The following is a 25,750-nucleotide window of genomic DNA, read 5'->3' on the forward strand; positions in this document are numbered from 1 at the left end:
CCAATCTCATCCCCGCAGCGTCCCGCCGAGCTTTTCGGCCGCCTTTACCACCGCCGCGCTGATCGCGTCCAGCTCCTCCTGGGAGAAGCTCTTGTCGCCGGGTTGCAGCGTGATCTCGACCGCCAGGCTCTTCTTGCCCTCCTCCACGCCCGGCCCGACGAACAGGTCGAACAGTCGGGCATCGACAATCGCCTTCTTGTCCGCATTCCTGACGGCGCGAACCAGCGCATCGGCCTCGACCGATTCATCGATGACGAAGGCGAAATCGCGCTTCACGGCCTGCAAGGCGGGCGGCGCATAGGGCGGACGCATGAAACCGCTCTTGCGCCTAGCCGGGATCGCATCGAGGAAAATCTCGCCCGCAACGACGATCCCCGTCAGGCCGAATTGCTTAGCCAACGAAGGATGCAGCACCCCGAACTCGGCCAGCACGACCTTCGGCCCCAGCCGCAGCGTGCCCGACTGGCCGGGATGATAGGCACCCGAAGCCTCGCCAAAGCTCTGCACATTCGCCACCGGCGCACCCGCCGCCGCGAGCAGGGCTATTGCCTCGCCCTTGGCGTCGAAGGCGGAGAAGGCCTGCGCCTTGCCCGTCTGCCAGCCGCGTGGCGTCTTCTCGCCCGCCAGCACGAAACCGACCGTCGCCCGCTCCTTATCGCTGAAATAGCGCCGCCCCAGCTCGAACAGCCGCACCGATGCCGCGCCGCGATCCATGTTCCGCCGCGTGGCCGACAGCAGGCCGGGCAGCAGCGAAGGCCGCATGACCTTCAAATCCTCCGAAATCGGATTGGCCAGCGTCCAGTCCCCGCCGCCGACCGATGCCGCTTCCTTCTCGGAAACGAAGGACCAGTTGATCGCCTCGGCCAGCCCGCGCGCCGCCGCCGTCCGGCGCACGCGCCGCTCGACCATCTGCTCGGGCGTGGCGGTCGGCCTGGCGACGCCGGGTGCGCGGGGCAGGGGAGTGGAGGGCACCTGATCCAGCCCGACGATGCGCACCACTTCCTCGACGATATCGGGCCAGCCATCGACGTCGCGGCGCCAGCTCGGCACGCTCACCGTCCAGTTGGCGGGCGTCGTCACCGGCACGCCATCCTGATATTCGAAGGTGGAATCATGGCCCTGAACGCCAAAGCCCAGACTTTCGAGAATGCGCTTCTGCTCTTCCTCGGGCACATCGACGCCCGCCAGAGCCAGGCATTGCGACGGCTCATAGGTCACGACCTTGTCCGCCACCGGCGGCGTTCCCGCCCGCGTCGCCTCGCTCGCCGTGCCGCCGCACAATTCCGTCACCAGATAGGTCGCGATCGACAGGCCATCGTCCAGGAAGGCCGGGTCCACCCCGCGTTCGAACCGTCCGCGCGCATCGCTGGTCAGGGCCAGCTTCTGTCCCGTCATCGCGATCCGCTCCGGCGTGAAATAAGCGCATTCGATCAGCACGTCGGTGGTAACGTCCGTGGCGCCCGAATGCTCGCCGCCCATGATGCCGCCAATGTCGTGCACGGCTTCATCGTCGGCAATGACCGTCATCGTCTCATCGACGGTGTAGCGCCTGCCGTTGAGCGCCAACACCTCTTCGCCCGCCTTGCCGCGCCTCGCGACCAGCGGCCCTTTCAGCACGCCCAGGTCATAGACATGCAGCGGCCGCCCCAGGTCGATCATGATATAGTTGGTGATGTCGACCAGCGTGCTGATCGGCTTCTGCCCGATGGCCTTCAGCCGCTTTGCCATCCATGCGGGCGAAGCGCCGTTCTTCACGCCCTTCACCGTCCGCGCGAAGAAGGCGGGACAGCCATCCGCATCCTCGATCCGCACGTCCGGCCCCGGTCCGACGCCCTGGATCGCCGGCACGACGATCGCGTTCAGCGTGCCGAGGCCCGCCGCTGCCAGATCGCGCGCAATGCCGCGCACGCCCATGCAGTCCTGCCGGTTCGGCGTGATCGACACATCGATGACCGGATCGTCGAGACCGGCCCATTCGGCATAGACCTGGCCCACCGGCGCATCGGCATCCAGCTCGATGATCCCGTCATGATCCTCGCCCAGTTCCAGTTCCCGGAACGAGCACATCATGCCGCTGGATTCGACCCCGCGGATGGCGGTCTTCTTCAGCACCATGCCGCCCGCCGGCACCACCGCGCCCTCGGTCCCGAACACGCCGACCAGGCCCGCGCGCGCATTGGGGGCGCCGCACACGACCTGCAACGCGCCTTCGCCCGCATCCACGGTCAGCACCTGCAACTTGTCGGCTTGCGGGTGGGGCTCCGCCGTCAGCACCCTGGCGATGCGGAAGGGCGCCAGCTTCTCCGCCGGATTCTCGACCCCCTCGACCTCCAGCCCGATGTTCGTCAGGCCCTTCAGGATCGTCGGCAGGTCGGCATCGGTCGCCAGATGCGTCTTGAGCCAGCTCAGGGTGAATTTCATGCGCCTACCCCCCCGCTGAGAGTGGGAACATCCAGCGCCGAAAAGCCATAATGTTTCAGCCAGCGCAGGTCGCCGTCGAAGAAAGCGCGCAAGTCGTTCATCCCATATTTCAGCATGGCGAGCCGGTCGACCCCGGTGCCGAAGGCGAAGCCCTGCCATTCATCCGGGTCGAGGCCGCAAGCCTCGATCACGCGGCGGTTGACCATGCCGCTGCCCAGCACCTCCAGCCAGCCGCCACCCGGCGCATCGCCGTCGCCGCCGATCACCCGCTGGCCGTTGGAGAGGGTATAGCCGACATCGACCTCCACCGACGGCTCGGTGAAGGGGAAATAGCTCGGCCGCAGCCGCAGCACGATATCGTCACGCTCGAAAAAGGCCTTGAGGAAGGTTTCCAGCGTCCATTTGAGGTGGCCCAGCGTGATGCCCTTGTCGATCACCAGCCCCTCGATCTGATGGAACATCGGCGTATGCGTCGCGTCGCTGTCCGAACGATAGACCCGCCCCGGCGCGATGATGCGGATCGGCGGTTCCCCGTTCATCATCGTGCGGATCTGCACCGGCGAGGTGTGGGTGCGCAGCAGCATCTTTTTCCCCGATTCCGCATCGGGGAAATAGAAGGTGTCGTGCATCGCCCGCGCCGGATGCGTCTCCGGGATGTTGAGCGCGGTGAAATTATGCCAGTCGTCCTCGATCTCGGGCCCCGTGGCGACGGAGAAACCCAGGTCCGCGAAAATCTCGGCCAGTTCGTCCATCACCTGGCTCACCGGATGCACCGACCCTTGCGCTCCCGGATCGGCGGGCAAACTCATGTCGATCTTCTCGGCGGCGAGCTTCGCATCCAGCGCCGCCTGCTCCAGCGCCGCCTTCCTGTCGGCCAGCGCGGCCGTGACGCTTTCCCGCAAATCCTGAATCGGCGGGCCTTTCTCCAGCCGCTCCTCCGGACTCATCGGCCCCAGGGTCTTGAGCAGTCCCGTCACCACCCCATTCTTGCCCATGGCGCCCACGCGCAGCGCTTCCAGCGCCTCCAGCGTATCGGCGGCGGCGATGTCGGCGATCAGGCCGGCTTTCAATGCGCTAATCTCGGTCATTCGTCTTCCAGATGGAGATGGCGGAAATATGCCCGCGCCTTAGCCGGGCAGGGCCGCCAAGAAAAGGGTCAGGCGCGCGCGCCCAGCAATGCCCCGCCAAAAGCAACGAACATCAACCCCGTCCCCCGGTTGAACAGCCGCTGCCGGTTCGCGGGCGCCAGCCATCGGGCGAGTTTCACCCCGCCCAGCGCATAGACGCACTGCCAGCCGAACTCGATGGCGACGAAGCTGGCCACCAATATCGCCAGCTGCGCTGCAAAGGGCCGGTCCACATCGATGAACTGCGGAAACAGCGCCGCGGCGAAGATGATGAGCTTGGGGTTGGAAAGGCCGGTCAGCAACCCGGTGCCATAGAGCGCCCGCAGCGACCGCGCCCGCGTCGCGCCGACTTCGCCCGCATCACCCACGGGCGCGCGCCAGGCCTTGATGCCCAGCCAGATCAGATAGGCGACCCCGGCATAGCGCAACAGGTCGAACAGGCGCGGCGAAGCCTTCAGCAATGCCCCAAGGCCCAGCGCCGATGCGATCAGGCAGAGCAGGATCGCGCTCATCAGCCCCGCCATGGTGGCGACCGCCCGTCGCGGCCCATGGTGAATGCTCTGCGTCATCACATGCAGCATGTTCGGTCCCGGCGTGGCCGAGATCAGGAAAACCGCAGTAACGTACAACCACCAGACATGCAGCGACATGGGATCAGGCCTCCGAAAGGTAGGAACGAAAAAGGGCGCCGAAGGCATCTGCCCCGGCGCCCCTTTGGACGATCTTGCGACCGGTCCGGCTCAGGCCGCGGGCAGCGCAGCCTTCGCTTGGGCGATGATGGCGCTAAACGCCTCGCCTTCGTGCATCGCAATGTCGGCCAGAACCTTGCGGTCCAGCTCCACGCCGGCCAGCTTCAGGCCGTGCATGAACTGCGAATAGGTCAGGCCTTCGGCGCGGACGCCAGCGTTGATGCGCTGGATCCACAGGCCACGGAAGGTGCGCTTCTTGACCTTGCGGTCGCGATAGGCGTACTGGCCGGCCTTTTCGACGGCCTGGCGGGCGATGCGGATCGTATTCTTGCGACGGCCATAATAGCCCTTCGCCTGATCCAGAATCCGCTTATGCTTCGCCTTGGTGGTCGTGCCACGTTTTACGCGTGCCATATGTCCCTACTCCTTACTTCAGGCCATAGGGCGCCCAGAGGCGCACATGAGCGACGTCGGCGTCGGACATGACCGAGGTGCCGCGGTTCTGGCGGATATATTTTGCATTGTGGCTGATCAGGCGGTGACGCTTGCCAGCGACGCCGTGCTTGACCTTGCCGGAAGCGGTGAACTTGAAGCGCTTCTTCACACCGCTCTTGGTCTTGAGCTTGGGCATTTTCGTCTCCTTTTACAGCGCGACGATTACGGACAGCCACGGCAGCCCTCGTTAGCCGGGCGGTCCTTCCTGAATATCGCGAAGGGCGGCCCATAGTGGGACCCGCGCCGAAAGGCAAGCGATTCGGACCCAAAAGCGCCACCTGGCGTTGAACCGCCATGGCCGAAGCCGATTCCCACCGGCCGGACCATCCGGCAAGCGACGTGCCGTCCCCCAGCGGCGCGCGCCATTTTGCAGGCCGCGCCCGCCACCATTGGCGCCGGATCCCGCTGCCCATCCGCATCCTGCTCTGGATCATCGGCATCCTGTTCGCGCTCTGGCTGATCCTGTTCGTCACCAAGGGCCGCTTCCTCAAACATCCGTTCGAACGCATCCTGACCCACCGGCTCGAACGCCCGGTCCAGGTCGGGGGCGATTTCCAGCTTTTTCTCGATCCCATCACCATTCGGTTCCGCGCCGAGAAAATGGTGATCGCCAACACGCCCTGGGCCAGCCGCAGGGCCTTTTTCCGCGCCGACCTGATCGACAGCCGCATCGCGCCGCTCAGCTTGATCTCCGGCGACAGATACAAGGTCCGCTGGCTCGAACTGCGCAATGCCGCGACCGATCTCGAATGGTCCCGCGACGGCAGGAGCAACACATGGACCTTCGGCGACCCCCACAGGAGGGGCGAGCCGCTCAACCTGCCGCTCATCCGCCGCGCGCTGCTGGCGGGCACCACCCTGCGCTATCGCGATCCCCGGATGCAGCTCGCCACCGACATCGGCTTCGAAACGATGAAGGCGCAGGACACCCGCTTCGCCAGCCATGTCCGCTTCTCCGGCACCGGCGCGATGCGCGACCGCCCTTTCACCCTGCGCGGCGCGCTGCTCTCGCCCGATGAGACGGTGAGCGGCGGCAGGAACAGCCTCGCCCTCCAGGCACAGGCGGGCGCAACCGTGCTGGATGTCGACGGCACGCTGCCCGGCGCGACCGAGATCGAGGGCGCCGACCTGCGCCTCACCACCCATGGCCCCAATCTTGCCCTGCTGTTCGATTTCCTCGGCGTGGCCATTCCTGCAACGCGTTCCTATCGCTTCACCTCGGCGCTCACAAAGCGGGACGGCGAATGGCGTTTCACCCATTTAAAGGGCCGCTTCGGCGACAGCGACCTTGCCGGGCGGCTGACCGTCTCGCTGCCTCGCAACCGCCTGCTGCTCAAGGCCGATCTCGCCACCCGCACGCTCGACATCATCGATGTCGGTCCCTTCATCGGCTATGATCCGCAAAGGCTGGAGGCGAAGGGCGCTGCGGGCGCCATCGGCACCGTCGGCGGCGCCCCGCGCATCCTGCCCGACGCCCCGCTCCGGGTCGAGGCGCTGCGCAATTTCGACGCGCAGGTGCGTTATGACGTCGGCCGCATCCGCGCCGAACATGTCCCCATTTCCAACATCGGACTGACGCTGGCGCTCGATCGCAATCTGCTCACCCTCTCGCCGCTGACCTTCGACATGTCGGGCGGACATGTCGGTTCGGATATCAGCATCGACGCGCGGCGGCGCCCGGTCCGCACCACCTATGACATCCGCCTCTCGCCCACGCCGATGGGCAAGCTGCTCGCCCGCTGGGGCGTCGCGGAATCCGGCACCACCGGCACCGTCAAGGCACGCGTCCGGATGACGGGCATCGGCGATACGCTGCACGACTCCCTCAGCGCGTCGAACGGCCGCATCGCCGTCATCCTGCCCGCCGGATCGATGTGGACCCGCAATATCCAGCTTTCCGAACTGGATATCGGCACGTTCATCACCAAGATGTTCTCGGGCAAGCTCAAGAAGCCGGTGCAGATCCATTGCGGCCTGATCGCCTTCACCGTCCGCAACGGCGTGGCGGCGGCGGACCCGATCATCATCGACACGGAGAAGAATGTGCTGCTGGGCCGGGGCGGCTTCTCCTTCCGCGATGAAAGCCTGGATCTCGCCTTCCGCGCGGACGGCAAGAAGTTCAGCCTTTTTTCGGGCCAGTCGCCGGTCGGCCTCGGCGGCACTTTCGCCAGGCCCCGTCTCGACATCATCAGTCCCCAGTTGATTGCGCGCGGCGGCGTGGGGGCGGCGCTGGGCATCGCCGCCAGCCCCCTGGCGGCGGTGTTGGCCTTCGTCGACATTGGCGACGCAAAGAGCGCCGCCTGCGGCCCGGTCCTTGCCGGAGCCACGGCCGCCGCCCAGCGCACCAGCGGCGGCAAGCCCCGCGACGATGTTGGCCATGGCACCCCTGCCCGGGATGAAGCGGGCAAGGGCAATGCTGGGGAGAAGGGAGCCGGAGAGAAGCAGGGCCAGCGCAAGAAATGGCTGGGTATCTTCTGATACGCCTGCAAAAGGCCTATGATGCGGGACTTACCGGCGAAGGAGGCGAATGATGAGCGAAACGCAAGGCCCTTCAGGCGGAGTCGTCCCTCACCTCACCATCGCCAACGACAGGGCAGGCGAAGCCATCGCCTTCTATTCGCGTGCGTTCGGCGCCACCGAATTGATGCGCCACGTCGCGGAGGGGCGCCAGCGGATCATGCACGCTCATCTGCGGATCAACGGCGGATCGTTGATGCTGAACGACCATTTTCCGGAAATGTCCGGCGGTGCCCCCGCCGACGCGCCCAAAGGCGTCACCCTGCATCTGGCGGTGGACGATGCCGATGCCTGGTGGAAACGCGCGACCGATGCGGGGGCGACCGTCCGCTTCCCGATCGCGAACCAGTTCTGGGGCGAACGTTACGGGCAGTTGAACGATCCCTTCGGTCATATCTGGTCGATCGGCGGCCCGATCCCGGAATAGGCCTGTGATCGTGGGCGCCACCCGATGGGATGTCCTGACCGGCGACATCACCCGCTGCGCGACGGAGGCCATCGTCAACGCGGCCAACGGCTCGCTGTTGGGCGGTGGCGGCGTCGACGGCGCGATCCACCGCGCGGCCGGCCCGGAATTGCTGGCCGAATGCCGCACTCTGGGGGGCTGCCCCACCGGCGAAGCGCGCATCACCCAGGGCTACAGGCTGCCCGCCGCCTACGTGATCCATACGGTCGGCCCGGTCTGGCGCGGCGGCCGCCAGCATGAGCGGCGCCTGCTGGCAAGCTGCTACCGCGCCTCTCTCATTCTGGCGCGGGAGCATGGATTGCGCAGCATCGCCTTCCCGGCCATCTCGACCGGCGTCTATGCCTTTCCGAAGGAGGAGGCCGCCGGCATCGCCGCCGCGATCGTGCATGCCGAGCTGCTGGCCAACCCCACCGACTTCGACCATATCCTGTTCATCTGCTTCGACGAACCGAGCAGCAACCTCTACAGCGCGGCGCTGGAAAAGTTGCCCGACTGAATAATGAGCATCCTAATGATGATGGTCGTGGGTGGCCTGGAGCGCTGCCAGAACATCCTCCAGCCGCGCGGGATCGCCCAGCGCCAGCACATGGCCTTCGCTCTCCGACGTCAGCGGTTCGCCATTCCAGTCGCACATCAGCCCGCCCGCACCCTCGACCACCGGCACCAGCGCGGCGAAGTCATAGCTTTTCAACCCTGATTCGATGACGATGTCGAGGAAGCCCGACGCCAGCAGGCCGTAATTATAGCAGTCCCCGCCATAGACCGGACCCTGCCGCGGCGCGCCGCCGGACACGGCCGCAACCAGCGCCATATAATGGGGCACGTCGCCATCCGCGAAGAGATGCGGGCTGGTGGTGGCGATGCCGGCCCCCTCCAGTTCCCGGCAGGATCGGGTGCGCACCGGCCTGCCGTTGAAGGTCGTCGGCTGCCCCGACATGCCTGTCCAGCGTTCCCGCGCGATCGGCTGGTCGATGATGCCGATGGTCGGCCACCCCGCCTGCGTCAGCGCGATCAGCGTGCCGAAGATCGGCCGCCCGGCGATGAAGCTGCGCGTCCCGTCGATCGGGTCGAGGATCCACACCCGCTCCGCATCGGTGCGGACAGAGCCATATTCCTCGCCGAAAATGCCGTCCTGCGGCCTCTCCTTCTCCAATATCGCCCGAATCGCGGCTTCGGCGGCCCGGTCCGCTTCGGTCACGGGCGATTTGTCGGATTTGATCTCCATGTCGTAGCGGGCACGGAAAAAGGGCCGGATCGCCGCCCCGGCGGCATCGGCAAGGCGGTTGGCAAGGGCCAGGTCGTCGCGGGTCGTCATGTCCTCCGGCCTAGCGGCAAAGCCGCGCCCGCGCTAGGTTAAGCCGTCCTGATCGCTCGAAAATGAAGGAGGGAACAGATGCCCGGTTCACCCGTCATCCCCGGCTTGCGCTATGCCGATGCGCCAGCGGCCATCCGCTTCCTGTGCGACGCCTTCGGCTTTGAAGTGCGCGCCAGTTACGAGGATGCGGCCGACCCCCATATCATCCACCATGCCGAACTGGTGCTGGGCGAGGGCATGGTGATGCTGGGCAGCACCCGCGACGGGCAGGGGGAATCGCTCTACAACTGGACGACGCCGAGGGAATTGGGCGGCGTCACCACCTGCATCTATGTGATCGTTCCCGATGCCGACGCCCATTGCCTCCACGCCCGCAACGAAGGCGCGGTGGTGGTGAACGAGCCGCACGACAATCCGGGCTATCCCGGCCGGGGCTATGAGGCGCTCGATCCGGAGGGCAATGTCTGGAGCTTCGGCACTTATGATCCCTGGGCGGGTTCGGTTTAAAACTTCCGCAACTTCAACCGTCTATTCCTGGGTGCAGACAGGGAGTTGCGCGTGGCGTTGGTCGGTTGGATCCTGGGTTTCATCGCCTTGTTCGGCGCCTTGGCGCTCCGGCAGGACATGCCGGTCGGCGGCTCCGTGACGCTGTCCAACATGCTGATCCTGCTCGCTTTGTTGAGTTGCCCGATGGTCTGGCGGGAAAGCCCGCTCGGCATTTCGCGCGGCCAGCGCATCGTGGTCGCGCTGATCCTGTTCCTCTGCGTCCCCATGGTCCTGCTTCCCGCCGCCTGACAAAGTCGCGCCGCGCGACTTCGCACGAAAAAGGCCGCCGATACGGACATCGGCGGCCTTTTTCCCGGTCGAAGCACTCGGCCTCAGTCGAACAGGCTGGAAACCGAACTCTCGTCCGCAATGCGCTTGATCGCCTCGCCCAGCAGCGGGGCGATGGGCAGGTGGCGGATGCTCTTCGCGCCGTTGACGGCATCGGTGCCCTGGATCGAGTCGGTGATGACCAGTTCGCGCAGTTCCGATGCCTCGACGCGGGCGACCGCGCCGCCCGACAGCACGCCATGGCTGACATAGGCGACCACATCCTGCGCGCCCGCCGCCTTCAGCGCAGCGGCGGCATTGCAGAGCGTCCCCGCCGAATCGACGATATCGTCGATTAGGATGCAGAAGCGGCCCGAAACGTCGCCGATGATGTTCATGACTTCCGATTCGCCCGCGCGCTCGCGGCGCTTGTCGACAATGGCCAGCGGCGCATTGTCCAGCCGCTTGGCCAGCGCCCGCGCGCGCACCACGCCGCCGACGTCGGGCGACACGACCATGATATTCCTGTCGCCGAAGCGCGCCTGGATATCCGCCGACATCACCGGAGCGCCGAACAGATTGTCGGTCGGAATGTCGAAGAAGCCCTGGATCTGCCCGGCATGCAGGTCGACCGACAGCACGCGGTCGGCGCCCGCCGTGGTGATGAGGTTCGCGACCAGCTTGGCGGAGATGGGGGTGCGGGGGCCAGGCTTCCGGTCCTGCCGGGCATAGCCGAAATAGGGGACGACCGCCGTGATTCGCTTGGCCGACGCGCGCTTCAGCGCATCGATCATGATCAGCAATTCCATCAGATTGTCGTTCGTCGGATAGCTGGTCGATTGCAGCACGAACACATCCTCGCCGCGGACATTCTCATGAATTTCCACGAAAACCTCTTCGTCGGCGAAGCGGCGGACGCTCGCGTCGGTCAGGGGGATTTCGATATAGTCGGCGATGGCGGCCGCAAGCGGCTTGTTGGAATTGCCGGTCATGAGCTTCATGGCCAAACCCCCGTGACGAATTGATGACGCTGGTCGGAACGCGGCCCCTTTAACGTTGCAACCCTTCGCTGAAAAGGCGGTTTTGCTCGTTGCCGCAAAATGCTCTAGGGGCGCTCCCTATGACCGACAAACTCGTGATAGCCCTGGCCCAGATGACGCAGTCGATGGGCGACCTCACCGCCAATGCCGACGCCATGCTGGAATGGCGCGCGCGGGCGGCCGGTGCCGACCTCATCGTCTATCCCGAACTGCAACTGATCGGCTATCCGCCCGAGGATCTGGTGCTGAAGCCCGCCCTGGTCGATCGCGCCAACCATGAGCTGGACCGCATGGCCCAGGCCACGGCGGATGGCGGCCCCGCCATGCTGGTCGGCACGGTCGTCGCCTCGCAGGGGGTGCTGTTCAACGTCGTCGCCCTGCTGGAAAATGGCGCCGTCACCGCGATCCGGCAGAAGCGCGAACTGCCCAATTACGGGACGTTCGACGAAAAGCGCCTCTTCGCCCCCGGCCCGCTGCCCGCGCCGATCGACTTCCGCGGCGTCAAGATCGGCGTCCCCATCTGCGAGGATATCTGGTTCCCCTTCGTCACCGCGCACCTGCGTGCCGAGGGCGCAGAGATCCTGATCAGCCCCAACGGTTCCCCGTTCGAGGTCGACAAGGACGACCGCCGGGTCAATGCCGTCGCGGGCACCCGCGTGCGCGAAACCGGCCTGCCGCTCGTCTATCTGAACCGCGTCGGCGGGCAGGACGAGCTGGTGTTCGACGGCGCCTCCTTCGTCATGAACGGCGACCTCAGCCTCGCCCAGCAGCTCCCCGACTGGGAGGAAGCGCTGGTACTCACGACATGGGAGAAATGGGACGGCCAATGGGTCTGCCTCCCCGGCGAGCGCCATCCTCTCGATGAGCATCCGGCCGATATCTACAACGCCATGGTGCTGGGCCTGCGCGACTATGTGAACAAGAACCGCTTTCCCGGCGTGGTCCTGGGCCTGTCGGGCGGCATCGATTCCGCCCTTTCCGCCGCCGTCGCCGTCGATGCGCTGGGCGCGGAGCGGGTCTGGTGCGTGATGATGCCCTCGCGCTTCACCAGCCGGGAAAGCCTGGACGATGCCGTCGAATGCGCCCGGCTGCTCGGCGTCCGCTACGACACCATTCCGATCGAACCGGCGGTCGCCGCCTTCGATTCCATGCTGGCCGACGTCTTCACCGGCCGCCAGCGCGACCTCACCGAGGAAAATATCCAGTCCCGCATCCGCGGCGTGACGCTGATGGGCCTCTCCAACAAATTCGGCCATATGCTGCTCACCACCGGCAACAAGAGCGAGATGTCGGTCGGCTACGCCACTATCTATGGCGACATGGCGGGCGGCTATTCGGTGCTGAAGGACGCCTACAAGACCACGGTGTTCGACCTGTGCCGCTGGCGCAACGACAATATGCCCTCGCTGGGCGAAGCCTTCGGCCCCGAAGGCCCGGTCATGCCTGAGCGCGTCATCACCAAGCCGCCCAGCGCCGAACTGCGCGACAATCAGAAGGATGAGGACAGCCTGCCCCCCTATGAGGTGCTGGACCCCATACTCTACGGCCTGGTCGAGGAGGAACTGTCGGTCGAGCAACTGGTCGCGCGCGGCTTCGACAAGGACGTCGTCGCCCGCATCGAGCGGCTGCTCTACATCGCCGAATATAAGCGCCGCCAGTCGCCCCCCGGCGTGAAGATCGGCATCCGCAATTTCGGCCGCGACCGCCGCTATCCGATCACCAACGCCTTCCGGACGCTATGACCGTCATCACCCGCTTCGCCCCTTCGCCGACCGGCAACCTCCATGTCGGCAATATCCGCGCCGCGCTCCACAACTGGCTGTGGGCAAGGAAGAGCGGCGGCCAGTTCCTGCTGCGCCTGGACGACACCGATCTGGAACGCTCGCGCCCCGAATATGCGGAAGGCATCAAGGCGGACCTGACATGGCTCGGCCTCCGTTGGGACGGCGAGGAAAGACAGTCCGACCGCTTCGCGCTTTACGAGGATAGGTTCGACGCGCTCAGGGCGTCGGGCCATGTCTACCCGGCCTATGAAACGCAGCAGGAACTGGAGCTGCGCCGCAAGGTGCTGCTGGGGCGCGGCCTGCCGCCGGTCTATGACCGCGCCGCCCTCTCCCTGACCCCGGACCGGATCGCCGCCTATGAGGCCGAAGGCCGCAAGCCCCATTGGCGCTTCCGGCTCGACCATGACCAGCCCATCGCCTGGACCGACCTCATCCGCGGCGAGCAGCGCTTCGACCCGAAACTGCTGTCCGATCCGGTCATCCGCCGCGCCGACGGCAGCTGGCTCTACATGCTCCCCTCGGTGATCGACGATATCGCCATGGGCGTGACCCATGTCCTGCGCGGCGAGGATCATGTGTCCAACACCGCGACGCAAATCCAGATGTTCACCGCCCTGGGCGCAGCGCTCCCGCAGTTCGCGCACGAAGCCCTGCTGACCGGCAGCGAAGGCAAGCTCTCCAAGCGCCTCGGCTCGCTGGGCGTCGCCCATTTCCGCGAGGCCGGGCTGGAACCCGCCGCCATCGCGTCCTTGCTCGCCCGCCTCGGCAGTTCCATGCCGATCGAACCGTTCGTGGACATGCAGCCGCTGATCGACAGCTTCGACTTCGCCCATTTCGGCCGGGCGCCCGCGCGCTTCGACGAGGCGGAACTGGCCACCCTCAACCAGAAGATCGTCCATCTCCTGCCCTATGGCGCCGTCGCGGATCGCCTGCCCAGGGGCATGGACGAAGCCGCCTGGGAAGCCATCCGCCCCAATCTGGAAACCGTCGCGGGCGCGGGTGAATGGTGGCGGATCGTCACCGGCCCGATCGAGCCGCCCGCACCGGCGGAGGAAGACCGCGATTTCCTTCTCCTCGCCCACGCCGCGCTCCAGGAAAGCAGCTTCGACGCCACCGTCTGGCGCAGCCTCACCGACAGGCTGAAGGCGGAAACCGGCCGCAAGGGCAAGACGCTGTTCCAACCTCTCCGTCGCGCGCTCACCGGACTGGATCATGGCCCCGACATGGGTCATCTCCTGCCGCTGATCGGAAAGGCTGAGGCCCTGAAGCGCCTCAGCCTCTGACAAGCCTCTTTTCCACCAGAAATGGCCGTTCACTGCCCATTCGAAACTGGCTGGTTGCGGACATTGGGCTTGCTGGTAGGCTCAGTTCCATGATGAATGCGGGACTGCACCTTCGCCACGCTGATAAGGCTTCCTAGCTCTATTCTTTTGATTTGCCGCGATTTATTAGCCGTCATATAATGCCATCTGACTGGAAATCGCTCTAGTGTCGGTTGTAACCCTGCTCTGGCTGAAAATTGCAGCAATTGCCTTTGGCCCGTTAGCCGTGACCGCGTTCATTTCTGCGCGGTGGTTGCTGCCGTGGATTCTCGTCTATACCATAGGTGCATATTGGGTTCTCGGTGGGCCATATGATGGCGCCGGTGCCTTTGGTGCCCCTCTAATCGCCCTTTTGCTTGCAGCGCCTAATTTCATTGCCATCGCGATCCGGGTGGCGGCCCTAGCGAAGTGAGGATCGTCTAAGCGTGGTATCATCGCCAATTAGGGCCAAAGGTCGCCATTCCGCAAACCCGTGCACGTCATCGAAAGCAGGATGGGATTAGAGCCAGCGCCTCTTCGGTTCCTTGTCAGCAAGGGCGCGAGTATTTTGATCGCCTGGTTCGATGTCGATGACGTGGTGAGGCGCGAAGGGTAATTCGATCCCGCTCCAAAATTCGTCGTTTTCCGCAACTGCGCTGGGATCATTGTCTAGGATGCCAAGATACTGGCCGCCCTCGACTTGCTTCCGGACAAGAACCCACATGCGCTCAACCGCCACAGGCTCATCTGGATCGTCAATGCTGATGCGGAATATGAGCTTCACCAAGTCACCGGGTTGAAGGCTTTCACGGCTCATTCGATCCGGTATCCAAAAAGTGTCTGGCGCGCTGGCCTGATAGGCCTCCCCACTTTCGAGGCACCATCCATCAGTCTGAAAATCAGCTTGTCTCATGGTCCGACGCTACTCGGATATCCAACCTCTGCAAATTGAACGTTTCACCGCGAAGCCGTCTTTCGGTTTCCATCCAAATCAGCCAAAATCGTTCAGCCCCGCAGCGCCTCCAGCGCCTTGCCCACCGCCAATATTCCCTCCGGCGCGGCGGCAAAGCCCATATGCGTGCAGTCCACCTCGATCGCCCGGTCGCGCTCCCCGGCGCGGCCCCTGGCGCATTCGGGCAGGATCACCCCGTCCCGCCGCGACCAGAGCGCCACGGTCGGCACGGGCGGTTTCTCTTCGCGATCGCAGGCAAAGGGCGGCCGGTCCACCGGAAAGCCGGAAACCAGCTGGTACAGCCGCCAGGCATGATTGGCGCGGGGATCGCCGGAAAAGGGTGTTCCCATCGTCACCACGCCACCGACCTTGCGGGGGGCGAACTTCGCATATTCGCGGGCGAACAGGCCGCCCAGGCTCCAGCCCACCAGCGTGACCTGCCCGCTGCTCCGGCGCCTGATCTCGTCCACCCGCCGGTCGATCTGCTCCAGCGTCTCCGGCTTCGGCCCGAAATTGCGCCCCATGCCCCAGCCATGCGCATCATAGCCGGCGGCGTTCAGCACATCGCGCAAAGGCTCCATCCGCTGTTCCGACGCCATCAATCCGGGCAGCAGCAATATCTTCCGCCCGTCGCCCCGTATCGCTTTCGCCAGCGTCGCGGCCTGCGCCCTGGTCCGCGCCAGATCGAACGGCAATGCCGCATTGCCCAGCAGATGCTGGAGCGACGGCCGTTCAGCCGCGCGCGGACCGCTGGCGAGGCGGGCCTTCCAGAAGCTGGCAATGGCGTCGGCATAGGGCGGCAAGAGACGGGCATCCTGTTCGAAAGAAACAAGATGACAATCTCATGACAGGCAGGCGTCCGTCCATGCCTTCCATCGACGAAGTTCAACGCTTCGTCGTTTGTGACAGCGGCTTAGAGGCCGGATCTTAGGGCGCCAGGGGCGATGTCTGCGCCACCGCGCCGCCATCGACCGTGCGCAACTGGCGCGGCTCCAGGATGGCCGCCGTCTCGATCAGGTCCAGCGCCCGCCGCGCCTCCAGATAGCGCCGCGCATATTGCATCCAGCGATCCGCCGCCGCCCGGCCGGGCATCTGCTCCACTTCCGCCAGCGCCGCGCCCACGCGCGACCCGTCCAGATAGCGGATCGCCCGGTCCAGAGCCGCCTGCGGCCGGGGCGAGGGCGTGGATTCCTTGTGGAAGGAGATCAGCTCGCGCGCTTCATGCTCCAGCGCCTGCCACCAGCTTGCATTGGCGGGCGGCACCGTCACCTGATCGCCCAGGGCCGTCAGGCCCGCCCGCAGATCCGCCAAGGTCACCGGCTCGCGCGCCGCATTGATGATCGTGGCCACCGCGCGCGGCTGGGCCTGCCCGAAACGCAGCCGCAACTGCCCCTCGATATAGCCGAGCGGCGTCCCGCTATCGAGCGCCCGCCGCGCCGCGAAGGCGACCAGCAGGCCCTCGGCCCGCGCCGCATTGCCCGAAGCCGCCTGCGCCTCGACCGTGATGCGGTTGAGCCGTTCCTCCAGCTGCACCACCCGCGTGTCCAGCATCTGCGCGGCATCGCCGCTCAGCGGCCGCATCGCCGCGCCCGGCGCCACGCCGCCCAGCAACGGATCGGCCGCCACCGCCTGCGGCTTGGGTTGGCCCAGCCACAGCTGGATGCGCGGCATGGCGAGGATGGTCAGCACCACCCCGATCGCAAAGGCCATCAGCAACAGGACCAGCATCAACCAGGGGCCGCGCCGCTGCACGGGTGCGGCCGCCACCGGTGCATCGGCTACGGGAGCAGCTGCCACGCCGTCCGTGTCGCTCATCAAAGGCCTTTCCTCATATGAAGGCGGATCATTCGCATAATCGGACGGCAAGGGCCAGCATCCTCTCGTCGTCGGGCATATCGGGCGCCCGGGCGCTCGCCCAGCCGGTGCCGCAGGCGGCCAGTGCGGCGGGGCTGATCGCTATCAGGTGCAGATCCCCGCGGCGGCCAACGTCCACCCGTTCCGCCAATATCGCGCCCGCGCGCGGCGAATGGACCAGCAGGACGCTGCCCGGTTCCAGCCGGCCGGCCAGCCCGTCATCGTCCGTGCGCAGCATTTCATAGACGGCGACGCGTTCGATGCTGAGCGAACCGGCCTCCATCGGCGCGACCGTCCGCCCGGCCAGATGCAGCACCTTATGATGCCCGTCGGCCGCAATCCTGCGGGCAATGGCGGTTCCGTCGCCGTCCCCGGCCACCACCTGGGCAAAGCCCGCCCCGGTCAGTGCCCTCGCCGTCGCCCGCCCCACGGCATAGCCCGGCAAGCCGCGATAATCCGCCAGCCGCGCTCCGGCCAGCCGCGCCGCATGGGCGCTGGTCAGCAACAGGGCATCGAAATCGCCGGGAGGCGGCGCCACCCAATCGATCGCACGCGGCGCGAACAGCGGATCGACCTGCGGGTCAAGCCCCAGCTCCGCCGCCCGTGCGGCGGTCCTGCCGGCGCCCGGCTCGGGCCGCAGGATGACGAGGCGCCTCACGCCTCGAACAGCGCCCGCAGCGCCGGACTCGCCCGGCCGAGCAACGCACGCCCCAAAGCTTCGGCCGCAACCGTATCGCCCCGCGCGATGCGGGCTTCGTCCTCCACCCGTTCCTGCCCATCGGCGCTCAAAATCTCGGCGCGCAGGTGAATCCGCCCATCCTCCAGCCGCGCCAGCGCCGCGATCGGCGAATGGCAGGTGCCGCCCAGACCCGCCAGCACCGCGCGCTCCGCCATCACGCAGTCGAACGTCTCCGCGTCGCTGATCGTCCCCAGCAGTTCCAGCATGGCCGCATTGCCGCTCAACGTCTCGATCCCCACCGCCCCCTGCGAGGGCGCGGGCAGCATCGTCTCCACCGGGATCGTCACCCCCACATCGCCCTGGCCCAGCCGGTCCAGCCCCGCCGCCGCCAGCAGGGTGGCATGCGCCTCCCCCGCCGCCAGCTTGCCGAGCCGCGTCGCCACATTGCCGCGAAACAGCACGACCTCAGCATCCGGCCGCAAGCGCTTCACCTGCGCCGCCCGGCGCGGCGAGCTGGTCCCCACCACCGGCTTCTCCGGCAAGGCGGCGAAACTCTCCGCCCCCACCAGCCGGTCGCGCACATCGGCCCGCGGCAGCATCGCGGCGATGCGAATCTCGGAAGGCCGGATCGTCTCGACATCCTTCATCGAATGGACCGCGAAATCGATCTCTCCGGCGATCAGGGCCCGGTCCAGCTCCTTGGTCCACAGCGCCTTGCCGCCGATCTCGGCCAGCGCCCGGTCCTGGATCCGGTCGCCGCTGGTCTGCACCACGACGATCTCGATCGCGCCTTCATCCCAGCCATGGCGCGCGCGCAGCGCCGCCATCGTCATATGCGCCTGCGCGAGCGCGAGCGGGGAACCACGGGTGCCGAGGCGAAGCGGACGATCAAGCTTTTTCATATGCCGCTTGCTCTAATGACCACGGACATTAGATGGAAGCAGCAATGACGATCATCCTCGGCCTGGAATCAAGCTGCGACGAAACCGCGGCGGCGCTGGTGACGGCGGAGGGCAGGATCCTCGCCCACCGCCTCGCCGCGCAGGAGGAGGCGCATCGTCCCTATGGCGGCGTCGTCCCCGAAATCGCCGCCCGCGCCCATGTCGAGGCGCTCGCGCCCCTGATCGAGGCGGCGCTCAAGGATGCGGACCTGACCCTGAACGACGTCGACGTGATCGCCGCCACCGCCGGTCCCGGCCTGATCGGCGGCGTGATGGTCGGCCTGGTCACCGGCAAGGCGCTCGCCCATGCGGCGAACAAGCCGCTGATCGCGGTCAATCATCTCGAAGGCCACGCCCTCTCGCCGCGCCTCGCCGATCCTTCGCTGCAATTTCCCTATCTGCTGCTGCTGGTGTCGGGCGGCCATTGCCAGATATTGCAAGTGCGCGGTCCCGGCGACTATGCGCGCCTCGCCACCACCATAGACGATGCCAGCGGCGAGGCTTTCGACAAGACCGCCAAATTGCTGGGCCTGGGCTATCCCGGCGGCCCGGCGGTCGAAAGGGCGGCCGCAACGGGCAATCCCAAAGCCGTCCCCCTGCCACGCCCCCTCGTCGGCACGGCCGAACCCCATTTCTCCTTCGCGGGCCTGAAAAGCGCGGTGATGCGCGCCGTCCAGTCCGGCCGATATTCGACGGAGGACATCGCCGCCAGCTTCCAGCAGGCGGTGATAGACTGCCTGGTCGACCGCACCGAAAGGCAGCTTGGCGAGCATCAGGGCATGACCGCCCTCGTCGTCGCGGGCGGCGTCGCGGCCAACCAGTCGATCCGGGCCGCGCTCGAAGCCCTCGCGGCGAAGCATGGCCTGCCCTTCGTCGCCCCGCCGCTCTGGCTCTGTACGGACAATGCCGCGATGATCGCCTGGGCGGGCGCCGAGCGTTACGCCGCCGGGCTGATCGACGATCTCACCGTCCCGGCCCGCCCGCGCTGGCCGCTCGATCCCGGCGCGGAAAAGGCGCGCGGCGCAGGAGTGAAAGCATGAAGGCCCCTATATGAAAGCCGGCGTGATCGGTGGGGGTGCCTGGGGCACCGCGCTTGCCCAGACGCTCGCCGCCGAAGGCCGGCATGTCCGCCTCTGGGCGCTGGAGCCGGACGTGGTGGAGGCGGTCAACAGCGTCCGCCAGAACCCGCTCTATCTGCCCGGCATCCCGCTCCATGCCGCGATCGAGGCGACCGGCGACATGGCCGCCATGGCCGATCGCGACATATTGCTGATCGTCAGCCCCGCCCAGCATCTGCGCAGCGTCGTGGCGCAGGTCCCGGCAGGCACCCCCCTCATCCTCTGCTCGAAGGGGATAGAGGCGGGCACCGGCCTGCTCATGTCCGAAGTCGCGGCGCAGGCGCAGCCCGCATCCCCCATCGCCGTCCTTTCCGGACCGACCTTCGCGCATGAGGTGGCCAAAGGCCTGCCCACCGCGATCACCCTCGCCTGCGCCGACGCCGGCCTCGCCGCGAGGATCGCCGCCCGCATCGCCCGCCCCGCCTTCCGCCCCTATCTTTCCGACGATGTGGTCGGCGCGGAGATCGGCGGCGCGGTCAAGAATGTCCTCGCCATCGCCTGTGGGGTAGCGGAGGGGGCGGGCCTCGGCCTCAACGCCCGCGCCTCGCTCATCAGCCGGGGCTTTGCCGAAATGACCCGCTTCGGCCTCGCCAGGGGCGCCCGCCCGGAAACGTTATCGGGCCTCTCGGGCCTTGGCGACCTCGTCCTCACCTGCTCCTCCACCAACAGCCGCAACTTCTCGCTCGGCAAGGGGCTGGGCGAAGGCCGGTCGGCCAAGGACCTCCTCTCCAACCGACGGACCGTGGCGGAAGGCGCCTTCACCGCTCCCGTCCTGCGCGAAGCCGCCCGCGCGGCGAAGGTCGAAATGCCGGTGGTGGAGGCCGTCTGCGCCCTGCTCGAAGATGCGGCCCCGCTGGGCCGGGTGATGGACGCGCTGCTCGCCCGTCCGCTGCGCGCCGAATAAATTCATCGCGCGCTCACAAGATATCGCTACTATCCGGCACGCCAGAAATTGACAGCACAGGGGGATCATAGTTCGTTGCCGGTTGAAGGGGCCTCTCCCGCGCAGCAGGATGATATTGCAGCGCTAGCCAGGGGCGGCCGGACCAATGTGTTCGGCTTCCTGCTTCGTCTGGCCGCTCGCCTGCCGTTCCTGTTCATCGCCGGGCGCTGGTACGGCGCCGACGCGCTCGGCCGCTTCGCCTATGCCGTGCTGGTGGTGGAATTCGTCGCCCAGCTCGCGACATTGGGCCTGAAGCGCGGCCTCGCCGGCGCCCTTGCGCAGACCGAACGCCCGCACAGCCATGTCGTGACCGACGCGATGCTGGTGACGCTGGTCGCTTCCCTCATCGGCAGCGCGATCCTCGTCGCCTTTCCGCAGGCCATGTTCCCCAACAGCGGCATCAACGGCCTCGACCGGCTGCTGGCGCTGATCGTGATCGCCGTCGCCGGCTCCGACGTGGCGCTGGCCGCCTGCGCCTATCGCTTCGACATCGGCGCCACCGTCCGCGCCCGATCGATCATCGAACCCTGGGCGATCAGCATCGGCGCCTTCGGCTTCGCTTATTATTCGCTGCGCGACGGTCTCATCCTCTCCTATGTCGTCTCGATGATCGCCGCGCTGGTCGCCTCGATCATCCCGATGACCCGCCATTACGGCATACCCTATGGCTGGCGCCCCGATTTCGGCAGGCTCTGGCGGCTCGCCCGCCGCAACCTGCCGCTGGCGGCGGCCGACGGCGTCGAATGGGGCTCCCGCCGTCTCGACATGGCGATCCTCGGCCTGTTCGTCAGCCCGGCGGTGGTCGGCATCTATTATGTCGCCCAGCAGGTCGCGTCCCTGCCGCAAAAGCTGAAGACCAGTTTCGACCCGATCCTCGGCCCGGTCATCACCCGCAATCTTGCGGAGGGCAATCTCGCCGCCATCGCGAGGCAGGTGAGCCAGGTCGGCTTCTGGATCATCGCCGCGCAGGCCGGCATCGCCCTTGCCCTCGGCATCCCCGGCGAAGCGGTCATGGGCCTGGTCGGCCCGCATTTCGTCGGCGGCACCGGCGCGCTCGCCTTCCTGTTGCTGGCCGAAGTCGTCGCCGCCACCGCCGTGGTCAGCGAATCCGCGCTGGTCTATATCGCCCGCCACCGCAATCTGATGATCTCGCTGCTGATGATCGCGCTCCAGGCCGCGCTCAGTTTCGCGCTGATCTTCCTCGCCCGCCATCTCGGCCTGCGGCCGGAAGCCATCGCCGCCGCGCCCGCCCTGGCCCTCAGCATCGCGCTGGGCGTCAGCGCGCTGGTCAAGGCCCGCCTGCTGTCCCGCCTGCTGGGCGCGAAGGTCAATGCCTGGCGCTGGCCCTTGCTCAGTGCGTCGGGCGTCGCCTGCATCGTCGGCGCCGCCTTCGTCGCGCTTCCTCCCCGCCTCGAATGGGTGGAGCTGGTCTTCGGCGTCTTCACCATCCTGGGCGTCTATGGCTTCGTCATCTGGCGGTGGGGCTTCGGCTCGGAGGACCGCGCCCTGTTCCGCAAGCCAAAGGCGGCCTGAGCTGGAGCATGACCCGATCATGTTGAATCGGATCATGCTCCATTTATCGCTGTTTTCCGCATTATCCGAGCCAGCAGGTGAGGCCACCTGCTTCGAAAATGCTCCAGCATGTGTGCGGATTCAGCCCAAGGCGGGCTGCAAATGACGGCTTTCTGCGCTTCCACTGCTCACGACCTGCAGGTCGCTCCGCGCCGGTTCTCGAAATCCACCATTTTAGCTGCGCTGGACTTCGGCTCGCCTCAATCCCCACACATGCTGGGACTAAACACCTGGAGCGGTTTTCGATCTGATGGAATCAGATCGACCGCTCCATTCTTTTGATTTGTTGCGATTTCTTGACCGTCAGATGATGCCATCTGACTGGAAATCGCTCTAGTCCCAAAGGAAAAGGCCGGACTTTCGCCCGGCCCTTTTGTTTCACCCCAGCGTCTTCGCCCGGATCGCCTGCAGATCCTCTTCCGGCCGCGCGCCCCAGTGCGAGATCACCTCGGCCGCCGCTGCCGCGCCCAGCTTCAGGCATTGTTCGATGTCCAGCCCCTCCAGATGCCCCGCGAGGAACCCGGCCGCGAACAGGTCGCCCGCGCCGGTGGTGTCGACGATCTCCGAAACCGGCGCGGCATGCACTTCATGGTGGATGCCGCCCACCACCGCGATCGCGCCCTTTTCGCTGCGCGTCGATACCAGCACCGGCACCTTGGCGGCGATCGCCGCCACCGCCCGGTCGAAATCGTCGATCTGCGCCAGCGACCGGATCTCGCCCTCGTTGGAAAAGAGAATGTCGATCATCCCTCGATCGATCAGCTCCACGAAGTCGGCCCGATGCCGGTCGATCACGAAATTGTCGGACAGGGTGAAGGCGACCTTGCGCCCTGCGCCCCGCGCCGCCTCGATCGCTGCCCGCATCGCCGCGCGCGGCTGTTCGGGATCCCACAGATAGCCTTCCAGATAGAGGATGCTGGCCGACCGGATCAGGTCGAGGTCCAGGGCGGCTTCGGGCAGGAACTGCGACGCGCCGAGGAAGGTGTTCATCGTCCGCTGCGCATCGGGCGTGACCAGGATCAGGCAGCGCGCGGTCGGCACGTCGCCCTGCATCACCGGCGTCTCGTAACGGATGCCCAGCGCCCGCACGTCATGAGCGAACACTGCGCCCAGCTGGTCGTCATTGACCTGCCCGATGAAGCCGCAGCTCTTGCCCAGCGCCGCCAGCCCCGCCAGCGTGTTCGCGGCCGATCCGCCGCTGATCTCCTTGGCCGCGCCCATATCGGCATAGAGGCTCTCGGCCGTGGCCGCGTCGATCAGCTGCATCCCGCCCTTGGTCAGCGCATGTTCCGCCAGAAAGGCGTCATCGCTCCGGGCAAGCACATCGACAATGGCGTTGCCGATGGCAACAACGTCCAGCGTGGGGGCAGCAGCGGTCACGCACACTCCTTCTTGGTAGGGAACGGGAAAAAAATCCCGCCGTCTCTAACGATCCCCGGCGGCCCGCGCAACGCCGCTGATTGACGGTCGGCGCCCGCTGGGGGAAGAACGGCGCCATGGTCCTGACTGCCGCCTTTCGCGCCTTTCCCTCCATCTTCCACGGCGCGGCCCTTCGCCTCGCGTTCAAGACGCTGCTGTTGAGCCTGCTGGCCTTCGCCGTCCTGGGCGGGGCGCTCTGGTTCGGTTTCCACAGCGTGCGGCTGCATTTCGGCTGGGGCGCGGCCGCCTGGGGGCGTTGGGCGGAGGCGGCCGCCACCATCCTCGCGCTCGTCGCGGCCGCCTGGCTGCTGTTTCGCGCGACGGCCATGGCGATCATGAACCTGTTTGCCGACGACATTATTGTCGCGATCGAACGCGACCATTATCCCCAGGCCGCCGCCAGCGCCCGCCCGGTCGGCTGGGGCCGCAGCCTGCGTCTGGCGCTGCGCTCGCTGGCGCGCGCGATCGGCTGGAACCTGCTCGCACTGCCCGCCTATATGCTGCTGCTGGTGACCGGCATCGGCACCATCGGCCTGTTCCTGATCGTCAACGCCACTCTCCTCGGGCGGGATCTGGCCGAGATGGTGGAGCCGCGCCATCCCGCCGTGCCGCCGATCCCGCGCGGCAGCCGGTGGCTCATGGGCCTCGTCTCGGCGCTTCTGTTCCTGATCCCGGCGGTCAACCTGCTTGCGCCGATCTGGAGCGCGGCTATGGCGGTGCACATGCTGCACGGTGCCCGAAGGACAAAGCCATGAACCGCGCGCCTCTGGCCGCTCTCCTGTTCCTGCCGCTCGCGGCCTGCGGGGGCGTCGTGCCGCCCGCGACCCACATGGCCCCGCCGCCCGCCGGTCCGCCCGCCAGCGCCTTCACCCGCCCCGGCCCATTGATCGGATCGGACGCGAAGCATCTCATGCAGATGTTCGGCCAGCCCCGGCTCGACATTCGCGAAACCACGGTGCGCAAGCTGCAGTTCGGCAATGGCCGCTGCGTGCTCGACGCCTATCTCTACGTCCCGCCGCAGGGGAAGGAGCCGCTCGTCACCCATGTCGACGCGCGCACGCCCACCGGCACCGATGTCGACCCGGCGGGTTGCGCCGCCATGCTCCAGGGCAAATAAGCCTGTCCTACAGCGCCCGGTTCGTGCCATGGTCCGGGCGGCTCTTTGACAAACGGGAAAAACGGCGGAAAACGGCGCCTTTTCGGCGCCTCCATCGTGTCACCTATGTCACCCGGATACTATCGGGCGGCCAGTTGATCCAGCGCCCAGCGCGCCGCTTCCGCCACCACTGGATCGTCATCGCCAGTCAGCGGCCGCAACCGCTCGACCAGCCGGGCGTCGCCGCTGTTTCCGGCGGCGATCGCGGCATTGCGGACCATCCGGTTCCGCCCGATCCGCTTGATCGGCGATCCTGAGAAAATCTCGCGAAAGCCGGCATCGTCCAGCGCCAGCAGGTCGCCCAGTTCCGGCGCCGCCAACTCGGCCCGTCCAACAAAGGCCCGATTGGCGGCCGCCGCCTCGGCAAATTTGTTCCAGGGGCACACGGCCAGGCAATCGTCGCAGCCATAGATGCGGTTGCCGATCCCTTTCCGGAACGCCTCCGGGATCGGCCCCTTATGCTCGATGGTGAGGTAGGAAATGCACCGCCGCGCATCGACCACATAGGGCGCGGGAAAGGCATCGGTCGGGCAGGCGGTCTGACAGGCGGAACAGCTGCCGCAATGGTCCTTCTCCGGCACGTCCGGGGTGAGCGCGATCTCGCTGTAGATGGCGCCCAGGAACAGCCAGCTGCCATGCGCCCGGCTGACCAGGTTGCTGTGCTTCCCCTGCCAGCCCAGCCCCGCCGCCTCGGCCAGCGGCTTCTCCATCACCGGCGCTGTATCGACGAAGACCTTGAGCGCGCCCGGCTGCTGCTCGACCAGCCAGCGGGCGAGGGCCTTCAGCCCCTTCTTGACCACGTCATGATAGTCGCGGCCCTGCGCATAGACCGAAATCCGCCCGCGGTCCCCGGCCTCCGCCAGCGCCAGCGGATCGCGCCCCGGCGCATAGCTCATCCCCAGCATGATGACGCTGCGCACCTCCGGCCACAGCGCCTGCGGTGACCCGCGCTGCCCGGCGCGTTCCTCCATCCACAGCATGTCGCCATGATGGCCCGCGTCCAGCCATTGCCGCAGCCGGTCTCCCGCCCGCGGCGCGGCATCGGCGGGTGCGATGGCGCAGGCGGCAAAGCCCAGCCGCCGCGCCTCGGCCTTCAGCCGCTGTTCCAATGTTTCGTTTTGCGTTGGCATGTGATGCGACTATCAGAG

27 protein-coding genes are annotated in these 25,750 nt (G+C 66.7%); 13 read left to right on the top strand and 14 right to left on the bottom strand.

Going from position 1 to position 25,750, the window contains the following annotated elements; genetic code table 11:
* Positions 1 to 6: 6 nt before the first annotated feature.
* The 5 genes from pheT to rpmI all read right to left on the bottom strand — a co-directional run bounded on the left by pheT (position 7) and on the right by rpmI (position 4,868).
* On the bottom strand, positions 7 to 2,421 hold the full coding sequence (pheT, locus tag MJ601_RS14300; protein WP_242127558.1) for a phenylalanine--tRNA ligase subunit beta: 2,415 nt from the start codon (positions 2,419 to 2,421) through the stop codon (positions 7 to 9).
* Positions 2,418 to 3,509, bottom strand: coding sequence for a phenylalanine--tRNA ligase subunit alpha (gene pheS / locus MJ601_RS14305; protein WP_242127560.1), 1,092 nt, complete (start codon positions 3,507 to 3,509; stop codon positions 2,418 to 2,420). The genes pheT and pheS overlap by 4 nt, the downstream gene beginning before the upstream one ends.
* Positions 3,510 to 3,577: 68 nt before the next feature.
* Complete coding sequence (locus MJ601_RS14310) at positions 3,578 to 4,198, bottom strand: LysE family translocator (RefSeq protein ID WP_242127562.1); 621 nt, start codon at positions 4,196 to 4,198, stop codon at positions 3,578 to 3,580.
* A 90-nt stretch (positions 4,199 to 4,288) separates the two neighbouring features.
* Positions 4,289 to 4,651 carry a 50S ribosomal protein L20 gene (gene rplT, locus MJ601_RS14315; protein WP_007689504.1) on the bottom strand — a complete coding sequence of 121 codons (363 nt, stop codon included), beginning with the start codon at positions 4,649 to 4,651 and terminating at the stop codon, positions 4,289 to 4,291.
* Positions 4,652 to 4,664: 13 nt separating this feature from the next.
* Positions 4,665 to 4,868, bottom strand: a complete 204-nt coding sequence (gene rpmI, locus MJ601_RS14320; RefSeq protein ID WP_007689506.1) for a 50S ribosomal protein L35 — start codon at positions 4,866 to 4,868, stop codon at positions 4,665 to 4,667.
* 158 nt (positions 4,869 to 5,026) lie between these two features.
* Here rpmI and MJ601_RS14325 point away from each other — a divergent pair, with 158 nt between their 5' ends.
* From MJ601_RS14325 to MJ601_RS14335, 3 genes are read left to right on the top strand one after another with little or no spacing between them, the layout of a single operon-like run.
* Positions 5,027 to 7,210 (top strand): AsmA family protein, encoded by a 2,184-nt coding sequence (locus MJ601_RS14325; RefSeq protein ID WP_242127564.1) that lies wholly within the window; start codon positions 5,027 to 5,029, stop codon positions 7,208 to 7,210.
* A 52-nt stretch (positions 7,211 to 7,262) separates the two neighbouring features.
* Positions 7,263 to 7,676, top strand: a complete 414-nt coding sequence (locus MJ601_RS14330) for a VOC family protein (protein WP_242127567.1) — start codon at positions 7,263 to 7,265, stop codon at positions 7,674 to 7,676.
* 4 nt (positions 7,677 to 7,680) lie between these two features.
* Positions 7,681 to 8,211, top strand: a complete 531-nt coding sequence (locus MJ601_RS14335) for an O-acetyl-ADP-ribose deacetylase (protein WP_242127569.1) — start codon at positions 7,681 to 7,683, stop codon at positions 8,209 to 8,211.
* 12 nt (positions 8,212 to 8,223) lie between these two features.
* Here the strand turns inward: MJ601_RS14335 and hisN are convergent, their stop codons facing one another.
* A complete protein-coding gene (gene hisN, locus MJ601_RS14340; protein ID WP_242127571.1) occupies positions 8,224 to 9,030 on the bottom strand; it encodes a histidinol-phosphatase in 807 nt (268 codons plus the stop codon).
* Between the two features lie 78 nt (positions 9,031 to 9,108).
* On the opposite strand from hisN, the gene MJ601_RS14345 reads away from it, so the two are divergent.
* Positions 9,109 to 9,537 (top strand): VOC family protein, encoded by a 429-nt coding sequence (locus MJ601_RS14345; protein WP_242127573.1) that lies wholly within the window; start codon positions 9,109 to 9,111, stop codon positions 9,535 to 9,537.
* A 51-nt stretch (positions 9,538 to 9,588) separates the two neighbouring features.
* Complete coding sequence (locus tag MJ601_RS14350; RefSeq protein WP_242127575.1) at positions 9,589 to 9,825, top strand: hypothetical protein; 237 nt, start codon at positions 9,589 to 9,591, stop codon at positions 9,823 to 9,825.
* 83 nt (positions 9,826 to 9,908) lie between these two features.
* Here MJ601_RS14350 and MJ601_RS14355 read toward each other — a convergent pair whose 3' ends face one another.
* Positions 9,909 to 10,844 (bottom strand): ribose-phosphate pyrophosphokinase, encoded by a 936-nt coding sequence (locus MJ601_RS14355; protein WP_242127577.1) that lies wholly within the window; start codon positions 10,842 to 10,844, stop codon positions 9,909 to 9,911.
* A 119-nt stretch (positions 10,845 to 10,963) separates the two neighbouring features.
* Here MJ601_RS14355 and MJ601_RS14360 point away from each other — a divergent pair, with 119 nt between their 5' ends.
* From MJ601_RS14360 to MJ601_RS14370, 3 genes are all read left to right on the top strand, one after another.
* Positions 10,964 to 12,625, top strand: coding sequence for an NAD+ synthase (locus MJ601_RS14360; RefSeq protein WP_242127579.1), 1,662 nt, complete (start codon positions 10,964 to 10,966; stop codon positions 12,623 to 12,625).
* On the top strand, positions 12,622 to 13,950 hold the full coding sequence (gene gltX / locus MJ601_RS14365) for a glutamate--tRNA ligase (RefSeq protein WP_242127581.1): 1,329 nt from the start codon (positions 12,622 to 12,624) through the stop codon (positions 13,948 to 13,950). The genes MJ601_RS14360 and gltX overlap by 4 nt, the downstream gene beginning before the upstream one ends.
* Positions 13,951 to 14,155: 205 nt before the next feature.
* On the top strand, positions 14,156 to 14,401 hold the full coding sequence (locus MJ601_RS14370) for a hypothetical protein (protein WP_242127583.1): 246 nt from the start codon (positions 14,156 to 14,158) through the stop codon (positions 14,399 to 14,401).
* Positions 14,402 to 14,488: 87 nt separating this feature from the next.
* Here the strand turns inward: MJ601_RS14370 and MJ601_RS14375 are convergent, their stop codons facing one another.
* From MJ601_RS14375 to hemC, 5 genes are all read right to left on the bottom strand, one after another.
* Positions 14,489 to 14,785, bottom strand: a complete 297-nt coding sequence (locus MJ601_RS14375; protein ID WP_242127585.1) for a hypothetical protein — start codon at positions 14,783 to 14,785, stop codon at positions 14,489 to 14,491.
* A 188-nt stretch (positions 14,786 to 14,973) separates the two neighbouring features.
* Positions 14,974 to 15,723 (bottom strand): esterase/lipase family protein, encoded by a 750-nt coding sequence (locus MJ601_RS14380; protein WP_242127587.1) that lies wholly within the window; start codon positions 15,721 to 15,723, stop codon positions 14,974 to 14,976.
* Positions 15,724 to 15,847: 124 nt separating this feature from the next.
* Positions 15,848 to 16,735, bottom strand: coding sequence for a hypothetical protein (locus tag MJ601_RS14385; protein WP_242127589.1), 888 nt, complete (start codon positions 16,733 to 16,735; stop codon positions 15,848 to 15,850).
* A gap of 28 nt (positions 16,736 to 16,763) precedes the next feature.
* Complete coding sequence (locus MJ601_RS14390) at positions 16,764 to 17,432, bottom strand: uroporphyrinogen-III synthase (RefSeq protein ID WP_242127591.1); 669 nt, start codon at positions 17,430 to 17,432, stop codon at positions 16,764 to 16,766.
* Positions 17,429 to 18,355: a hydroxymethylbilane synthase gene (gene hemC, locus MJ601_RS14395; protein ID WP_242127593.1), complete on the bottom strand. Its 927-nt coding sequence runs from the start codon at positions 18,353 to 18,355 to the stop codon at positions 17,429 to 17,431. The genes MJ601_RS14390 and hemC overlap by 4 nt, the downstream gene beginning before the upstream one ends.
* 44 nt (positions 18,356 to 18,399) lie before the next feature.
* Here hemC and tsaD point away from each other — a divergent pair, with 44 nt between their 5' ends.
* The 3 genes from tsaD (at position 18,400) to MJ601_RS14410 (ending at position 21,988) form a co-directional block, all read left to right on the top strand.
* The gene (gene tsaD, locus MJ601_RS14400; protein WP_242127595.1) at positions 18,400 to 19,434 is read left to right on the top strand and encodes a tRNA (adenosine(37)-N6)-threonylcarbamoyltransferase complex transferase subunit TsaD; all 1,035 of its coding nucleotides are present in this window, start codon (positions 18,400 to 18,402) and stop codon (positions 19,432 to 19,434) included.
* A gap of 10 nt (positions 19,435 to 19,444) precedes the next feature.
* Positions 19,445 to 20,416, top strand: a complete 972-nt coding sequence (locus MJ601_RS14405; protein WP_242127597.1) for an NAD(P)H-dependent glycerol-3-phosphate dehydrogenase — start codon at positions 19,445 to 19,447, stop codon at positions 20,414 to 20,416.
* A gap of 75 nt (positions 20,417 to 20,491) precedes the next feature.
* Entirely contained in the window at positions 20,492 to 21,988 is a 1,497-nt protein-coding gene (locus MJ601_RS14410; RefSeq protein ID WP_242127599.1) for a lipopolysaccharide biosynthesis protein, read from the top strand.
* 417 nt (positions 21,989 to 22,405) lie between these two features.
* Here the strand turns inward: MJ601_RS14410 and MJ601_RS14415 are convergent, their stop codons facing one another.
* Positions 22,406 to 23,407 (bottom strand): adenosine kinase, encoded by a 1,002-nt coding sequence (locus tag MJ601_RS14415; protein WP_242127601.1) that lies wholly within the window; start codon positions 23,405 to 23,407, stop codon positions 22,406 to 22,408.
* Positions 23,408 to 23,523: 116 nt separating this feature from the next.
* On the opposite strand from MJ601_RS14415, the gene MJ601_RS14420 reads away from it, so the two are divergent.
* Complete coding sequence (locus MJ601_RS14420; RefSeq protein WP_242127602.1) at positions 23,524 to 24,201, top strand: EI24 domain-containing protein; 678 nt, start codon at positions 23,524 to 23,526, stop codon at positions 24,199 to 24,201.
* Positions 24,198 to 24,563, top strand: coding sequence for a hypothetical protein (locus MJ601_RS14425; protein ID WP_242127605.1), 366 nt, complete (start codon positions 24,198 to 24,200; stop codon positions 24,561 to 24,563). The genes MJ601_RS14420 and MJ601_RS14425 overlap by 4 nt, the downstream gene beginning before the upstream one ends.
* Before the next feature lie 119 nt (positions 24,564 to 24,682).
* Here MJ601_RS14425 and queG read toward each other — a convergent pair whose 3' ends face one another.
* Positions 24,683 to 25,732 (bottom strand): tRNA epoxyqueuosine(34) reductase QueG, encoded by a 1,050-nt coding sequence (gene queG, locus MJ601_RS14430; protein WP_242127606.1) that lies wholly within the window; start codon positions 25,730 to 25,732, stop codon positions 24,683 to 24,685.
* Positions 25,733 to 25,750 lie beyond the last annotated feature (18 nt).

The organism is Sphingobium trunci, from assembly GCF_022664535.1.
In the GTDB taxonomy this organism is placed as follows: Bacteria; Pseudomonadota; Alphaproteobacteria; order Sphingomonadales; family Sphingomonadaceae; genus Sphingobium.

Excerpts from the sequence above, each read along its gene's own strand:
- pheT (WP_242127558.1), bottom strand. The coding sequence starts at position 2,421 with ATGAAATTCACCCTGAGCTGGCTCAAGACGCATCTGGCGACCGATGCC.
- pheS (WP_242127560.1), bottom strand. The coding sequence starts at position 3,509 with ATGACCGAGATTAGCGCATTGAAAGCCGGCCTGATCGCCGACATCGCC.
- MJ601_RS14310 (WP_242127562.1), bottom strand. The coding sequence starts at position 4,198 with ATGTCGCTGCATGTCTGGTGGTTGTACGTTACTGCGGTTTTCCTGATC.
- rplT (WP_007689504.1), bottom strand. The coding sequence starts at position 4,651 with ATGGCACGCGTAAAACGTGGCACGACCACCAAGGCGAAGCATAAGCGG.
- rpmI (WP_007689506.1), bottom strand. The coding sequence starts at position 4,868 with ATGCCCAAGCTCAAGACCAAGAGCGGTGTGAAGAAGCGCTTCAAGTTC.
- MJ601_RS14325 (WP_242127564.1), top strand. The coding sequence starts at position 5,027 with ATGGCCGAAGCCGATTCCCACCGGCCGGACCATCCGGCAAGCGACGTG.
- MJ601_RS14330 (WP_242127567.1), top strand. The coding sequence starts at position 7,263 with ATGAGCGAAACGCAAGGCCCTTCAGGCGGAGTCGTCCCTCACCTCACC.
- hisN (WP_242127571.1), bottom strand. The coding sequence starts at position 9,030 with ATGACGACCCGCGACGACCTGGCCCTTGCCAACCGCCTTGCCGATGCC.
- MJ601_RS14345 (WP_242127573.1), top strand. The coding sequence starts at position 9,109 with ATGCCCGGTTCACCCGTCATCCCCGGCTTGCGCTATGCCGATGCGCCA.
- MJ601_RS14355 (WP_242127577.1), bottom strand. The coding sequence starts at position 10,844 with ATGAAGCTCATGACCGGCAATTCCAACAAGCCGCTTGCGGCCGCCATC.
- MJ601_RS14360 (WP_242127579.1), top strand. The coding sequence starts at position 10,964 with ATGACCGACAAACTCGTGATAGCCCTGGCCCAGATGACGCAGTCGATG.
- gltX (WP_242127581.1), top strand. The coding sequence starts at position 12,622 with ATGACCGTCATCACCCGCTTCGCCCCTTCGCCGACCGGCAACCTCCAT.
- MJ601_RS14375 (WP_242127585.1), bottom strand. The coding sequence starts at position 14,785 with ATGAGCCGTGAAAGCCTTCAACCCGGTGACTTGGTGAAGCTCATATTC.
- MJ601_RS14385 (WP_242127589.1), bottom strand. The coding sequence starts at position 16,735 with ATGAGCGACACGGACGGCGTGGCAGCTGCTCCCGTAGCCGATGCACCG.
- hemC (WP_242127593.1), bottom strand. The coding sequence starts at position 18,355 with ATGAAAAAGCTTGATCGTCCGCTTCGCCTCGGCACCCGTGGTTCCCCG.
- tsaD (WP_242127595.1), top strand. The coding sequence starts at position 18,400 with ATGACGATCATCCTCGGCCTGGAATCAAGCTGCGACGAAACCGCGGCG.
- MJ601_RS14405 (WP_242127597.1), top strand. The coding sequence starts at position 19,445 with ATGAAAGCCGGCGTGATCGGTGGGGGTGCCTGGGGCACCGCGCTTGCC.
- MJ601_RS14420 (WP_242127602.1), top strand. The coding sequence starts at position 23,524 with ATGGTCCTGACTGCCGCCTTTCGCGCCTTTCCCTCCATCTTCCACGGC.
- MJ601_RS14425 (WP_242127605.1), top strand. The coding sequence starts at position 24,198 with ATGAACCGCGCGCCTCTGGCCGCTCTCCTGTTCCTGCCGCTCGCGGCC.
- queG (WP_242127606.1), bottom strand. The coding sequence starts at position 25,732 with ATGCCAACGCAAAACGAAACATTGGAACAGCGGCTGAAGGCCGAGGCG.